This is a genomic window from Pseudomonas sp. LBUM1669 (genome assembly GCF_059695705.1).
Map to the genome: position 1 here is coordinate 4,638,211 of NZ_CP166784.1, position 13,660 is coordinate 4,651,870.

The 13,660-nt window shown below is 61.1% G+C and carries 14 protein-coding genes; 2 read left to right on the plus strand and 12 right to left on the minus strand.

Features of this window, described 5'->3' with window-relative positions; translation table 11 throughout:
* Positions 1-130: 130 nt before the first annotated feature.
* The 8 genes from murB to ACA051_RS21505 form a co-directional block, all read right to left on the minus strand.
* Positions 131-1,150, minus strand: coding sequence for a UDP-N-acetylmuramate dehydrogenase (gene murB, locus ACA051_RS21470; protein ID WP_497371832.1), 1,020 nt, complete (start codon positions 1,148-1,150; stop codon positions 131-133).
* Positions 1,147-1,611, minus strand: coding sequence for a low molecular weight protein-tyrosine-phosphatase (locus ACA051_RS21475; protein WP_497304567.1), 465 nt, complete (start codon positions 1,609-1,611; stop codon positions 1,147-1,149). The genes murB and ACA051_RS21475 overlap by 4 nt, the downstream gene beginning before the upstream one ends.
* Positions 1,611-2,375 (minus strand): 3-deoxy-manno-octulosonate cytidylyltransferase, encoded by a 765-nt coding sequence (kdsB, locus tag ACA051_RS21480; protein WP_497304569.1) that lies wholly within the window; start codon positions 2,373-2,375, stop codon positions 1,611-1,613. The genes ACA051_RS21475 and kdsB overlap by 1 nt, the downstream gene beginning before the upstream one ends.
* Positions 2,372-2,557: a Trm112 family protein gene (locus ACA051_RS21485; protein WP_010461887.1), complete on the minus strand. Its 186-nt coding sequence runs from the start codon at positions 2,555-2,557 to the stop codon at positions 2,372-2,374. Before ACA051_RS21485 ends, kdsB begins: the two co-directional genes overlap by 4 nt.
* Positions 2,558-2,582: 25 nt before the next feature.
* On the minus strand, positions 2,583-3,593 hold the full coding sequence (gene lpxK, locus ACA051_RS21490; RefSeq protein ID WP_497371834.1) for a tetraacyldisaccharide 4'-kinase: 1,011 nt from the start codon (positions 3,591-3,593) through the stop codon (positions 2,583-2,585).
* Complete coding sequence (gene pocB, locus ACA051_RS21495; RefSeq protein ID WP_497295381.1) at positions 3,593-4,024, minus strand: flagellar polar localization protein PocB; 432 nt, start codon at positions 4,022-4,024, stop codon at positions 3,593-3,595. The genes lpxK and pocB overlap by 1 nt, the downstream gene beginning before the upstream one ends.
* On the minus strand, positions 4,021-4,656 hold the full coding sequence (pocA, locus tag ACA051_RS21500; RefSeq protein ID WP_162556235.1) for a flagellar polar localization protein PocA: 636 nt from the start codon (positions 4,654-4,656) through the stop codon (positions 4,021-4,023). Before pocA ends, pocB begins: the two co-directional genes overlap by 4 nt.
* A 98-nt stretch (positions 4,657-4,754) precedes the next feature.
* Positions 4,755-6,989, minus strand: coding sequence for a DNA internalization-related competence protein ComEC/Rec2 (locus tag ACA051_RS21505; protein ID WP_497371836.1), 2,235 nt, complete (start codon positions 6,987-6,989; stop codon positions 4,755-4,757).
* A gap of 135 nt (positions 6,990-7,124) precedes the next feature.
* Here ACA051_RS21505 and ACA051_RS21510 point away from each other — a divergent pair, with 135 nt between their 5' ends.
* On the plus strand, positions 7,125-7,643 hold the full coding sequence (locus ACA051_RS21510; protein ID WP_497304574.1) for a DUF2062 domain-containing protein: 519 nt from the start codon (positions 7,125-7,127) through the stop codon (positions 7,641-7,643).
* 142 nt (positions 7,644-7,785) lie between these two features.
* On the opposite strand, the gene ACA051_RS21515 is transcribed toward ACA051_RS21510, so the two are convergent.
* The 4 genes from ACA051_RS21515 to ACA051_RS21530 all read right to left on the minus strand — a co-directional run bounded on the left by ACA051_RS21515 (position 7,786) and on the right by ACA051_RS21530 (position 10,954).
* Positions 7,786-8,565 carry an ABC transporter permease gene (locus ACA051_RS21515; protein WP_497304576.1) on the minus strand — a complete coding sequence of 260 codons (780 nt, stop codon included), beginning with the start codon at positions 8,563-8,565 and terminating at the stop codon, positions 7,786-7,788.
* Complete coding sequence (locus ACA051_RS21520) at positions 8,562-9,494, minus strand: ABC transporter ATP-binding protein (RefSeq protein WP_162437993.1); 933 nt, start codon at positions 9,492-9,494, stop codon at positions 8,562-8,564. Before ACA051_RS21520 ends, ACA051_RS21515 begins: the two co-directional genes overlap by 4 nt.
* 133 nt (positions 9,495-9,627) lie before the next feature.
* Positions 9,628-10,251, minus strand: coding sequence for a glutathione S-transferase family protein (locus ACA051_RS21525; protein ID WP_497304578.1), 624 nt, complete (start codon positions 10,249-10,251; stop codon positions 9,628-9,630).
* 43 nt (positions 10,252-10,294) lie between these two features.
* Entirely contained in the window at positions 10,295-10,954 is a 660-nt protein-coding gene (locus tag ACA051_RS21530; protein WP_497371838.1) for a transglutaminase-like domain-containing protein, read from the minus strand.
* A 248-nt stretch (positions 10,955-11,202) separates the two neighbouring features.
* On the opposite strand from ACA051_RS21530, the gene ACA051_RS21535 reads away from it, so the two are divergent.
* Positions 11,203-13,650 carry an acyl-CoA dehydrogenase gene (locus ACA051_RS21535; RefSeq protein WP_497371840.1) on the plus strand — a complete coding sequence of 816 codons (2,448 nt, stop codon included), beginning with the start codon at positions 11,203-11,205 and terminating at the stop codon, positions 13,648-13,650.
* The last annotated feature ends 10 nt before the right edge of the window (positions 13,651-13,660 follow it).

The window sequence follows — 13,660 nt, forward strand, 5'->3', positions numbered from 1 at the left end:
GTCTGCATCGGGCCTTTGGTGGAGCAAATGCTTTGCATCGTTAGGCGGCTAAGTTAACCCAGCATTAACAAAAAAGCCCTGCACAGTTGAAGGTGTGCAGGGCTTTGAAATCAGTCATTAAAGCGTAGCTTCAATACTGATTCGGCTCCATTTCCAAGTCGACTTTGAAACGTTGAGAAATGTCCTTCTGAATCTGCTGCGCCAGGTTCAGCAATTGTTGGCCGGTGGCGCTGCCGTAGTTGACCAGCACCAGCGCCTGCAACTTATGCACACCGGCATCGCCGTCTCGAAAGCCTTTCCAGCCGGCCCGCTCGATCAACCAGCCGGCCGCCAGTTTCATCTGCCCATCGGGTTGCGCGTAGGCCACCAGGTCCGGGTATTGGCTTTTCAGCTGTGCGACCAGCGCGGCCGGTACCAGAGGGTTCTTGAAGAAGCTGCCGGCATTGCCGAGTACTGCCGGGTCCGGGAGTTTTTCGTTACGAATGCTGCAGATCGCCTGACTGACGTCGGTGGCGGTCGGCTGATCGATGCCTTGCTCGGTCAGGCGCTGGCGAACCGGACCGTATTCCAGGTGCAAGTGCGCGGCGCGGTTGAGGGTGAAACGCACGCGCAGGATCAACCAGCGTCCCGGCTCCTGCTTGAAAAGGCTGTCGCGGTAAGCGAAATTGCATTGCGCCAGCGTGAAGTCCCGCAGCTCGCCGGTCTGGCGATCCAGCGCGGTCAGGCCGGCGAACACGTCCTTGATCTCGACGCCATAGGCGCCGATGTTCTGCATCGGCGCCGCACCGACCGTGCCGGGGATCAGGCTGAGGTTCTCCAGGCCCGACAAACCCTGCGCCAGGGTGTGCTGCACGAACGGATGCCAAGGCTCGCCCGCTTCGGCTTCGATGACGACCTTGCTGCCGTCATCGCTCAGGATACGAATCCCGCGCGTAGCCATGCGCAGTACCAGCGCCTGGACATCAGCCGTCAGCAGCAAGTTGCTGCCGCCACCGATCACCAGCAACGGCACGTCATGGGCCGACGAATACGCCAGGGCTTCTCGCACATCGGCGTCGCTGTGGGCTTCGGCGAACAACCGGGCCTGAACGTCGACACCAAACGTATTGAACGGCTTGAGCGAAACCTGGGGTTGAACCTGCAAACTCATAACCGTCCCTTCAATTCGATCACCAGTCGATCACTGGCGCGCTCGATCAGGTCCAGCACCTGCTCGAAGCCTTGGTCGCCGTCGTAATACGGATCCGGCACTTCATCGAGTTCCGACTGGTAGCGACGCAGGAACAGGTCCAGCTCGGCCTTGCCCTTGGCCGGTTGCAGGGCCTTGAGGTGGCGCAGATTGCTGTTGTCCATCGCCAGAATCAGGTCGTAGGCGGAGAAATCGGCGCGGGTCACTTGCTGGGCGCGTTGGGCGGACAGGTCGTAACCGCGCAGTTTGGCCGCGGCCTGGCTGCGTTTGTCCGGCGCCTTGCCGACATGCCAGTCACCGGTGCCGGCGGAGGCGACTTCGATGTGATCGGCCAGCCCCGCCTCGCGCAATTTATGCCGCAGTACACCTTCGGCCGTCGGCGAGCGACAGATGTTGCCCAGGCACACGAACAAAACGCGCATCAGGCCTCCAGCAGGCGACGAACGCGCTCGAGGTCTTCGACGGTGTCGACGCCGGTGGGCGGCGCGATCAGTGCGTCGGCGACGTGAATCCGCACGCCGTGCCACAAGGCACGCAGCTGTTCCAGGGATTCGGTGTTTTCCAGCCAGCACGGGCCCCAGCTGACGAAGTCATGCAGGAAACCGGCGCGGTAGGCATAAATGCCGATGTGGCGGCGGTACGGCACGCCTTCCGGCAAATGCTCGCGGCTTCTGGCGAAGGCGTCACGAGCCCACGGCAATGTGGCGCGACTGAACGTCAGCGCCAGGCCGTTGAGGTCGCTGACGACCTTGACCACATTGGGATTGAACAGGGTTTCAACGTCTTCGATCGGCTCGGCCAGGGTGGCCATGCGCGCTTCGGTATGGGCGGCCAGGTTGGCGGCGACCTGATCGATCACGCTCGGCGGGATCAACGGTTCGTCACCCTGGACGTTGACCACGATGGCGTTGGCGGCCAAGCCCAGTTTCGCGGCGACTTCGGCCAGGCGATCGGTACCGGAATTGTGATCTTCGCGAGTCAGCACCACTTCGGCACCAAACGCGTTGCACGCCTCGACGATGCGCACGTCATCAGTGGCGACCACGACACGCTCGGCACTGCTTTTGCTGGCCTGCTCCCAGACGTGCTGGATCATCGGTTTGCCGGCGATCAACAGCAGCGGCTTGCCCGGCAGACGGGTGGAGGCATAACGCGAGGGAATGACAACGGTAAAGGCTGTGGTCATTTATCCAGACGCTCGTCGGTGGTCAGGGTGCGGGCTTCGGTTTCGAGCATCACCGGGATGCCGTCGCGAATCGGGTAAGCCAGGCCGGCGCCCTTGCTGATCAGCTCGGTCTTGTCAGCGCTGAGCTTGAGCGGGCCTTTGGTGACCGGGCAAGCGAGGATGTCGAGCAATTTGGTGTCCATGAGCATTCCCTGGATTAGAACGGAGTTAAGGCAAAAGACGAGCCGGCAACAGGCGCATCAGCTGCGTATCGAACCAGGCCACGAAGGCCGGCGATGGTGCAGCATCGACCGCCAGGTACCACCAATTGGCGGCGGCGAAGGCACGGCACTTCACCGCGTCCTTTTCAGTCATCACCAGCGGCAATGACGGTGTGAAATTCAAGGCCTGCACGCTGTACTCGGCGTGGTCGGCAAACGCATGCGGCACAGGCTGCCAGTGTAGCGTTTCGAGGGTCGTGAAGAAACGCTGCGGATTGCCAATCCCGGCCACGGCGTGCAGCGCCTGGCCTGCGGGGAAGTGGTCGAGGGGACGACGCTCACCGCTGTGCAGGTTGACCAGTTCGGTAGGTTGCAGCTGGAAGGCAAAACCGTCTTCGCGATCATTGGCGGCGCCGTTATACAGCACGGCGTCGACGCTTTGCAGGCGTTCGACCGGTTCACGCAAGGGACCGGCAGGCAGGCAGCGTTTGTTGCCCAGGCCGCGAGCGGCATCGATCAACACCAGTTCCAGGTCCCGGGCCAGCCGGTAATGCTGCATGCCGTCATCAGAGAGGATCAGATCCAGCGGCTCACTCGCCAGCAGCGCTTTGACGGCGCTGCTGCGATCCGGGTCGATCATCAATGGCACGCCAGTGCGCTGGACGATCAACAGCGGTTCGTCGCCGGCAATGTCCGCGCTCTGATCGGCCTCGACGCGCCACGGCAATTGCGACGGTTTGGCGCCGTATCCCCGACTGACCACGCCGACCCGCAGGCCGCTGCGCTGGCAATGCTGGATCATCCACAGAATCAGCGGTGTCTTGCCAGTGCCGCCAACGGTGATGTTGCCGACCACGATCAGCGGCACGGGCGGCTGATAGATATCACCCTCGCCCGCCAGAAAGCGCTTGCGCTTGTTCATGACCACGCGCCGATACAGCCACTCCAGTGGCTGCAACAGCTTCAGGGCCGGATGACCTTGGTACCACGCGGCGAGCAAGCGATCAGACATGGCCATCAGGGCGCGGGCGGTGCCGCTTCGACCGTGGTCATGCGCAAGTGGCTGAAACCCAGCTTGCCGGCGGCGTCCATGGCGGTGATGACCGACTGATGCTGAGTCTTGCCATCCGCGCTGATGGACAGCGGCAGGTTGGTGTCGCCATTGGATTCTTTTTGCAGCGCCTCCATCAGCGTCGCGAGGTCGTTCTTCGGCAATACCTGATTGTTCACCGAGAACGCGCCTTCGGCACTGATGGCAACGTCCAGGTGTTTGACTTGCTGGTCTTCGGCAGGCGAACCGCTGACCGCTTCCGGCAGATCGACGCGCAACTGGGTTTCACGGGTAAACGTGGTGGTGACCACAAAAAACAGCAGCAGGATGAACACCACGTCGATCAGCGACGCGAGGTTGATGTCGACCGTTTCCCGCGGTTTGCGGCGGAATTTCACGCTTTGCCCTCGGCCAGGTCCACATCACGGTCGCCCTGTACCACTTCGACCAGTTTGATCGCTTCCTGCTCCATGCCCACCACCAGCTCATCGATCCGACGTTGCAGGAATCGGTGAAAAAATACTGCCGGGATACCAACCATCAGGCCGGCGGCCGTGGTGATCAGCGCCTTGGAGATACCACCCGCGAGCACCGCGGCATTGGTGCCCATGCCCGTGCCCATGAACGCGCTGAAAATATCGATCATGCCCAGTACCGTACCCAAAAGACCCAGCAATGGAGCCATGGCGGCGATGGTGCCCAGTGCATTGATATAGCGCTCGAGTTCGTGAATCACCCGCGCAGCGGCTTCTTCGATGCACTCTTTCATGATCTCGCGACCATGTTTGGAGTTGGCAAGGCCCGCCGCCAGAATCTCGCCCAACGGTGAGTTGGCGCGCAGTTCCTTGAGTTTTTCCTTATTGAGCTGCTTGTCCTTGATCCACACCCAGACCTGCCCGAGCAAATGCTCCGGGGTCACACGGCTGGCTCGCAGGGTCCAGAGACGCTCGGCGACGATCGCCATGGCCGCGATGGAACTCAGAATGATCGGCAGCATCATCCAGCCGCCGGATTTGACCAATTCCCACACAGTGACAGTCCCCTCGAAAAAGTGCGCCACTCTAACATAGGGTCCGGATTCACCGAAGACCGTGATGTCGCATCCGGTCGGGCTTTCATAACTTGTGGTTATGGGTCGGACGGTGGCGGATCGCGCCAGAAACGCCGTTCCAGACGCATCGCCCACGGCGGCTTGAAGCGCCCCAGCTGCAGACGAATGGCACCGTGGGTGGCGCTGTCGTAGATTGCCATCCCGCGCTTTTGGTAGCGCGCCCTGACCGTGGGATGCGGGTGGCCAAAGGAATTGCCCTGGCCACGGGATATCAGCACAGCCCTGGGTTGTAACGCGGCGAGCAGCGCCATCGAAGAGGAACTGCGGCTGCCGTGGTGCGGCGATTGCAGCCAATCGGTCGGCACGGCGAGCGGACTGTCGAGCAGCACCCGCTCGGCAGCGGTATCGATGTCACCGGTCAACAGCAATCGCTCGCCATTGGCTTCGATCTGCAGCACACAGGATTTTTGATTGCTGTCTCGCGCCGATGTCCATTGCCAGAGCCGGAAGACCACACCGTCCCAGGTCCATTGCCGGCCGCTTTCACAGCCTTCGGCGCGCAACTCGGCTGGCAGCGCTTCGGGATCACCGCTCAGGACCTGCGTCACCGGCAATCCGTTGGCAACCGCGCGTGCACCGCCGGCGTGATCGGCGTCGGCGTGGCTGATGAGCATCAGGTCGATCCCGGCTACGCCCAGTTTGCGCAATGACGGCAGCACCACCCGCTCGCCCAGATCGAAATCGCCAAAACGCGGCCCGGTGTCATACAGCAACGTGTGATGGCGGGTGCGCACGAGGATTGCCAGACCTTGGCCGACATCCAGCTGCCAGACTTCGGCGACGCCTTCTGAAAGCATTGGACGGGGAGGAAAAGCCAGCAAGAGCAGCAGCGGCCAACCCAGCGGGCGCAACGGCACACCTTTAGGCAGCAATAGAAGAAAGGCCCCAAGCGTACCGAGCGCCCAAATCCACAGCGGCACCGCGACCGGCACCCAAGCGGGCAATTGCCCGGCCATCAATGCCAGTCCCTTGAACAGCAGGTCGACCAGACCGCCCGCCAACCACAACAATCCCTCCCCCACATAGGGGACGGGCAACAACAACGTCCCGAGCAAGGCTGGCGGCAATACCAGCAGACTGACCCAGGGCACCGCCAGCAAATTGGCCACTGGCCCGCTGACGCTGATCGGCAAGCCAAGTATCAACAGCAATGGGCACAGTCCGATCGCGATCAGCCATTGCGCACGGGTCCAGGTTTGCCACCAACGCCAGGGCCCCAGCCGCCCACCGAAGGTGAAGATCAACACCGCCACTGCCGCGAAGGACAACCAGAATCCCGGTTGCAGGCTCGCCAACGGGTCGAGCAGTAAAACGCCATTGAGCGCCAACAACAGTGGCCACCAGGCACCAAGGTGTCGAAACCGCAGCCGCCACAACAACACCAGACCGATCATCACGCAGGCCCGGCGCACCGGCACCTCGAAACCGGCCAGCAACCCGTAACCCAGCGCAGCGGCAAACGCCAGTCCGCAGGCCCATGGCAGCCAAGGCAAACGGCTGGGCCACAGACCATAGCGCGCCAGCCCGGCGATCAGCAGATACACCAGCCCCGCCAGCAGCCCGATGTGCTGCCCGGAAATCACCAGCAGATGCACGGTGCCGGTGTCTTGCAGCACTTGCCAGTCCTCGCGATTCAGCCCGCCGCCGTCGCCCAGCACCAGTGCGATCAGCGCCCCCGTCCGGCCTTGGGCATCGACGGCCTGCAACCGCTGGCGAATGCTGTCGCGCCAGGCCGATTGGGCGGCGGCCAGCCTCTGGCCGTCCTTGACCGTCCCGGTAGCACCGATGCGTTGAGCCAGCAGCCAGGCGTCGTAATCGAAGGCATGCGGGTTGAGCAGCCCGGCAGGGCGCTTCAATTTGACCGCTAGCCGCCACCGTTCGCCGCTGTTGACGGGCGGTCCGTCATACCAGGCGAGGCGCAGATGCCGGGGGAGCCGGGTGCTTCGGGACTGACTGTCGGTCAACTCGAAGCGCACGACACCTTCGGCATTCTGTGGCAGGCCCGTCACCCGACCTTCGACCCAACGAGTCTCGCCATCGAGCTTCAGCGGCAGGCGATCATCCAGCGCCCACTGCGCACTCGCGCACGCCCAACTGAAGCCGAACAGGAAGAACGCCAACGGGTAAGTCCGAAACGGCAGCAGCATCAAACCCAGCACCGGCAGCAACATCCATAACCAGACCGGCGGTAAAACCGGTAAAAAACGCAGGGCCAGCAAACCCAACGCCAGCGCCATCATCCCTGTGCGCATACGCCCGTCCTTGAGAGTCCCACACTAGGCATAGCTGGCTGATCGCACCCGCACGGTTATTAATTGTCACAAAGTCTGAATGGGCGGTTCATAGAATCCAGACATACTTGCCGCCTTAACCGACCGAGAAGCCTTATGCCCCGGCGCTTATTCAAACGTTACATGCCAGACCCGACCAGCATCAGGGAACACAAATCCTTACGCTTTCTCGGCACCCTGCTGCATGACCCGAACCTCTGGCACCTCAATCGTCATTCCGTCGCACGGGCCATGGCAGTGGGTCTGTTCGCGGCATTCCTGCCCATTCCGTTGCAGATGCTGGTCGCTGCCATTCTGGCGATCGTGGTGCGGGGCAACATGCCCATTGCCGTCAGCCTGGTCTGGCTGACCAACCCGATCACCATGCCTGCGGTGTTCTTCTGCACCTATCAGACGGGGGCGTGGTTGATGAATGTACCGGCCAGGCATTTGCCGGACGAGCTGACCTGGGAATGGATCAGCGGCGAGCTGTCTACTTTGTGGCAGCCGTTTTTGCTGGGATCAGTGGTAACGGGGCTGGTGCTCGGCGCCCTCGCCTATTGCATGGTGATGATGTATTGGCGCTGGTGGGTTGGGCGGCAGTGGAAGCGGCGTAAGCAACGCCGGATGAAGTAGATGCAAAACGGCCTCCATTTTTGGAGGCCGTTCGTTTTGTGGTGTTTGAGCTGACGCCTTCGCTGGCAAGCCTCTCTCCTACAGGTCTGATGGTGCCCCGTAGGAGCGAGGCTTGCCAGCGAAGCAGGCGACGCGGTCTTTCTCAGGTACGCATCCCGCGCCCACTGACCAGCAACCGCGCACAACCGATGTACAACACCACCGTCGCCACCAGCATGAAAGTAATCGCCACGCTGATCTTGATGTCCGAAACGCCGAGAATGCCGTAACGGAAGGCGTTGACCATGTGCAGCACCGGGTTCGCCAGGGACACGGTCTGCCAGAACGGTGGCAGCAAGGAGATCGAGTAGAACACCCCGCCCAGGTAGGTCAGCGGTGTCAGCACGAATGTCGGGATGATTGAGATGTCATCGAAGTTGCGCGCAAACACGGCGTTGATGAAGCCCAGCAGCGAGAAGATCGTCGCCGTCAGCACCACCACCAGAATGGTCACGCCCAGGTGATGCACCTGCAACTCGGTGAAGAACAGCGACAGCAGGGTCACGATAAACCCGACCATCAAGCCGCGCAGCACGCCGCCCAGGGTGTAGCCGATCAGAATCGTATGCGGCGACACCGGCGACACCATCAATTCTTCGATGGAGCGCTGGAACTTGCTGCCGAAGAAACTCGACACCACGTTGCCGTAGGAGTTGGTGATCACCGACATCATGATCAGGCCCGGTACGATGTATTCCATATAGGTGAAGCCACCCATATCACCGATCTGCCGACCGATCAGGTTACCGAAGATCACGAAGTACAGAACCATGGTGATGGCCGGCGGCAGCAGCGTCTGCGGCCAGATCCGGGTAAAGCGTTTGACCTCTCGGTAAATGATGGTGTTGAGGGCAACGAGGTTGGGTTGCAGCTCGGAACTCATACCGCCACCTTCGACAGATTTTTCTCCACCAGGGACACGAACAACTCCTCGAGGCGATTGGTTTTGTTACGCAGGCTCAGCACTTCGATGTTCTGCTGCGCCAACTGGGTGAACAGTGCGGTGATGCCCATGGCCTTGTCGACCTGGACTTCTAGGGTGTGGCTGTCGAGCAGCTTGGTCGGGTAACCGAGCAACTGCGGCGCGACGTTCAGCGTGTTCTTGAGGTCGAGCAGGAACGTTTCCACATGCAACTGCCCGAGCAGCTGTTTCATGCTGGTGTTCTCGACAATCGTGCCGTGGTCGATGATGCCAATGTTGCGGCACAACTGCTCAGCCTCTTCCAGGTAGTGGGTGGTGAGGATGATGGTGATGCCTTTCTGGTTCAGCTCGGTGAGGAAGGTCCACATCGAGCGACGCAACTCGATGTCCACACCCGCGGTCGGTTCATCGAGGATCAGCAGGCGAGGTTCGTGAACCAGTGCGCGGGCGATCATCAGGCGACGCTTCATGCCGCCGGACAGCGAACGCGACGGCACATCGCGTTTGTCCCACAGCCCGAGCTGGGTCAGATACTGCTCGGCGCGTTCCTTGGCGATCTTCGGCGGGATGCCGTAGTAACCGGCCTGGGTCACGACGATGTCGAAGGTTTTTTCGAACTGGTTGAAGTTGAATTCCTGGGGCACCACGCCGATGGAGCGCTTGAGCTGCGCAGGATTCTTGTCCAGGTCGTGACCGAAGATATTCACGGTGCCGCTGGTCTTGTTCACCAGGGTCGAGAGAATGCCGATGGTCGTGGATTTGCCGGCACCGTTAGGGCCGAGCAAGGCGAAAAAGTCACCTTCGGCGACGTCCAGATCGATACCACTCAGGGCCTGGAAACCGTTGCCGTAGGTTTTGGTTAGCTGCCGGATGGACAGAGCGGAACTCATATCGGATTTACGCACCAAGAAGGGAAGAGAGGGATAACTATGGGCGGGCGGCGAGCAATGCAACCGCGGCGCGTGAGCGCAATGGTGCTTGTCGCTGCCACACAAGTACAGTCAAGTGTGTCGATAGTGAGTATTAAGTCAACGCGGTCATAACGGCTTTTTTATACGCCGGGCGTTGTTTCAGCCGCGCGTACCAGGCTTCGAGATGCGGCTGCGGTGCGCGCTCGATCGGCATCTCGAACCAGGCATAAATGAAACTGCCGAGCGGAATATCGCCCATGCCGATTTCGTCGCCGGACAGATACGGCATGGCCGCCAACGCCTGGTTCGCCGCCGCCAGCAGATCATCGCATTCCTTGATCGCGGCGTTGATGGCGGGCCAGTCCTGCTTATCTTCAGGTGTGCGCAACACGCCCCAGAACACCGTGCGGAACGGGCCGGCAAAACTGGAGGTGGTCCAGTCCATCCACTTATCGGCAGCGGCGCGGGCCTTCAGATCCGTCGGGTACCAGGCCGTGCCATTGGCGTGGCTGGCCATCAGGTAACGCACGATGGCGTTCGATTCCCAGAGCACGAAGCCGTCGTCTTCGATCACCGGCACACGGCCGTTAGGGTTCATCGCACGGTACTGCGGCGTATCGACTACACCAAAGGCACCGCCCGCATCGATGGCTTCATAGGCCAGGCCCAGTTCCTCCGCGGCCCACAATGGCTTTCTGACATTCGACGAATTTTTCCGACCCCAGATCTTCAGCATGACCGCCTCTTTATGGATAAATGCGCAGGCAGCATACGACGGATCAGGCGCGGCTCAAATCACTCTGCATGTCACCCAGCAATGCTGGCAATGTGTCGCTGAACAGATGTGGGTAGCACTTTTCCAGGTGCTCGAAAAAGAACGTTTCAGGCACGTCGGTGAACTGGCCGTGGTCCACCAGGTACTCCATCATCTGCTCGCCGTCGCGGTTGAAAGGATGGAAAACACTGTCATTGATGCCGTCGAACTCCAGCGGTGCCACCTTGAACAGTTCGCAGAGTTTTTGGTTGAAGGCCGGCGTCGCCTTGACCCAGCGACCGTTCAGAAACAGCTCCGTATAGCCGTGCATGGCAAACACATCGCTCTTGAGCAATTCAAGTAAACGCGGGGTCGACAGGTGATTGCGCACGTCCGCCAGACCGATGCGCGCAGGGATCCCGCAATGTCGGGCTGCTCCGGCCAGAAGCGTGGCCTTGGGCACGCAATAACTTTCTCCGGTGGCCAACGCATAACTGCCGCGCAGGGTGTCCGGGTCGCGACTGAAGGTGTAGGGGTTGTAGCGCACGGCTTCGCGCACCGCGTAATAGAGGTTGATCACCTGCTCGAGCGGATCGCGACTGGCACCACGATGTTTTTCGGCGAACTCCACCACCGAGGGATGGTCACTATCGATGAAGCGGCCGGGACTCAGATACTCATGCATGAGAACAATCTCCTGGGGAAGTCACGAGTCTAGCGACACCTTCAGCACAGAGATAACGACGTATCGGCCAAACATGGGCGCATAGCTGCGCAGGAAACGAACGATTTCTCGGGCCTGTTGCCAACCCAACCTACAAAACTCATCGATGGTTTCCCACGAATTCAATCACCTCGCTCCGACCACCCTGTTTTGCGGATGCCGTCTAAGCTCTGAAGGTTGGTTTTGCCCTGGTTCACGGAGGATTAAATATGCTGCTGTTGTGGATACTGGTTCTGGTTGTCGGGATAGCTTATTTAGCCCACCGTCGCGTCGCCCCCCTGCCTGCCCTGTGCATCGTCGCCGTCTATATTGTCGCGATGGGTGCCTTCAGCCGCGCACCAGGCTGGCTGCTGCTGATTTTCTGGGTGTTGATCGCCGCAGTAGCGGCGCCGTTATTGCTGCCCGACCTGCGTCGTAAATTCTTCAGCGCGCCGCTGTTCAGCTGGTTCCAGAAAACCCTCCCGCCGATGTCGCAAACCGAACGCGATGCGATCGACGCCGGGACCGTGTGGTGGGACGGCGAACTGTTCAGCGGTCGCCCGGACTGGAACAAGCTGCTTTCCTATCCAAAAGCGCATCTGAGTGAAGAGGAACAGGCCTTTATCGACGGTCCGACCGAAGAACTCTGCGCCATGGTCACCGACTGGCAGATCGGGCAAGACATGGACCTGCCTCCCGAAGCCTGGACCCACATCAAGGAAAACGGCTTCTTCGCGCTGATCATTCCCAAGGAATTTGGCGGCAAGGGTTTCTCGGCCTATGCCCATTCGCAGGTGGCGATGAAACTGGCGACCCGCAGTGGCGACCTCGCGTCCACCGTGATGGTCCCCAACTCGCTGGGCCCGGCCGAACTGCTGCTGCATTACGGCACCGACGAACAACGCAACCATTACTTGCCACGGCTGGCCCGGGGTGACGACATCCCGTGCTTCGCACTGACCGGCCCACTGGCAGGCTCCGACGCCGGTGCCATGCCCGACACCGGGGTCATCTGCAAAGGTGAGTGGGAAGGCAAGGAAACCCTCGGCCTGCGCCTCAACTGGGAAAAGCGTTACATCACACTGGGCCCGGTGGCCACCCTCCTCGGCCTGGCCTTCAAGGCCTATGACCCGGACCATTTGCTGGGTGACAAGGAAGACCTGGGCATCAGCCTGGCGCTGATCCCGACCGATACGGCCGGTGTTGAAATCGGCCGCCGTCACCTGCCGCTGGGTGCCGCCTTCATGAATGGCCCGAACTCCGGCAAGGACGTCTTCGTGCCGCTGGACTTCCTCATCGGCGGCCAGGAAATGCTCGGCAAAGGCTGGATGATGCTGATGAACTGCCTGTCGGTCGGGCGTTCGATTTCCCTGCCGGCAGTCGGCACCGGCGCGGCCAAGTTCACCAGCCTGGTTACCGGTCAGTACGCGCAGGTTCGCGAGCAATTCAACGTTCCACTGTCGGCGTTCGAAGGTATTCAGGAAGCCATGGCCCGCATCGGCGGCAACGCCTGGATGATGGACGCTGCCCGAATGCTGACCGCCAACGCGGTGGACCTGGGCGAGAAACCGTCGGTGCTGTCGGCGATTCTCAAGTACCACCTCACCGAACGCGGCCGCGAGTGCATCAGCCACGCCATGGATGTTCACGGCGGCAAGGCGATCATCATGGGGCCGAACAACTACCTCGGTCGCAGCTGGAATGGCGCGCCCATCTTCATCACCGTGGAAGGCGCGAACATCCTCTCGCGCAACCTGATGATCTTCGGGCAGGGCGCCATTCGCTGCCATCCGTTCGTACTGAAAGAAATGGCTCTCGCCGGCCGTGAAGACAAGGATCAGGCACTCACCGAATTCGATGGCCTGCTGCTCAAGCACATCGGTTTCGCCGTGAGCAACGCCGCCAGCACGCTGGTGTTGAACCTCGGTTTCGGGCACCTGGAACATTCGCCGGGTGACAAGCTCAGTCAGGGTTACTTCCGCGCGCTCAATCGACAGGCGGCAGCGTTCGCCATGCTCGCCGACCTCAGCATGATGCTGCTGGGCGGTGAACTGAAACGTCGCGAACGCCTGTCGGCGCGTCTTGGGGATGTGCTGAGCAACATGTACCTCGCCTCCGCCGCGCTCAAGCGTTACCACGACCTCGATTCGCCGGAACACATGGCGCCACTGTTTACCTGGGCCATGGAAGAAAGCCTTGGCCAGTCGGAACGTGCGCTGGATGAGTTGCTCAGCAACTTCCCGAACAAGGTGCTGGGTTGCCTGTTGCGGTTGATCGTGTTCCCGTTCGGCCGTCGTCACAAAGGCCCATCGGACAAACTCGGCGCCGAAGTCGCCGCGGTGATTGGCCGCGCCAAGGGCGATCCGACCCTCGAAGAATTGCTTGGCGGTTGCTACCGTCCGCAATCGGCGGACGACGCGGTCGGGGCCCTGCAACATGCCTGCAACCTGTTGAACGCAGCGCAGCCGTTGCAGAAAAAGCTGCACGTGGCGCTCAAAAGCGGTCAGGTCAAACCGGCTGCCGGCGAACACGTCATCGACGCCGCGCTGGAGGCCGGGGTGCTGCAGCCGGTGGAAGCGCAGACCTTGCGTGAAGCCGAAACGGCGCGGCGCAAGGTGATCGACGTCGATGATTTCGACAAAGAAGAGTTGGCGCTGGCCGACGGAAAGGTCCGCTGATCCTGTAAAA

Coding starts and splice junctions, on each gene's coding strand:
- murB (WP_497371832.1), bottom strand. CDS start 1,150: ATGAGTTTGCAGGTTCAACCCCAGGTTTCGCTCAAGCCGTTCAATACG.
- ACA051_RS21475 (WP_497304567.1), bottom strand. CDS start 1,611: ATGCGCGTTTTGTTCGTGTGCCTGGGCAACATCTGTCGCTCGCCGACG.
- kdsB (WP_497304569.1), bottom strand. CDS start 2,375: ATGACCACAGCCTTTACCGTTGTCATTCCCTCGCGTTATGCCTCCACC.
- ACA051_RS21485 (WP_010461887.1), bottom strand. CDS start 2,557: ATGGACACCAAATTGCTCGACATCCTCGCTTGCCCGGTCACCAAAGGC.
- lpxK (WP_497371834.1), bottom strand. CDS start 3,593: ATGGCCATGTCTGATCGCTTGCTCGCCGCGTGGTACCAAGGTCATCCG.
- ACA051_RS21505 (WP_497371836.1), bottom strand. CDS start 6,989: ATGCGCACAGGGATGATGGCGCTGGCGTTGGGTTTGCTGGCCCTGCGT.
- ACA051_RS21510 (WP_497304574.1), top strand. CDS start 7,125: ATGCCCCGGCGCTTATTCAAACGTTACATGCCAGACCCGACCAGCATC.
- ACA051_RS21515 (WP_497304576.1), bottom strand. CDS start 8,565: ATGAGTTCCGAGCTGCAACCCAACCTCGTTGCCCTCAACACCATCATT.
- ACA051_RS21520 (WP_162437993.1), bottom strand. CDS start 9,494: ATGAGTTCCGCTCTGTCCATCCGGCAGCTAACCAAAACCTACGGCAAC.
- ACA051_RS21525 (WP_497304578.1), bottom strand. CDS start 10,251: ATGCTGAAGATCTGGGGTCGGAAAAATTCGTCGAATGTCAGAAAGCCA.
- ACA051_RS21530 (WP_497371838.1), bottom strand. CDS start 10,954: ATGCATGAGTATCTGAGTCCCGGCCGCTTCATCGATAGTGACCATCCC.
- ACA051_RS21535 (WP_497371840.1), top strand. CDS start 11,203: ATGCTGCTGTTGTGGATACTGGTTCTGGTTGTCGGGATAGCTTATTTA.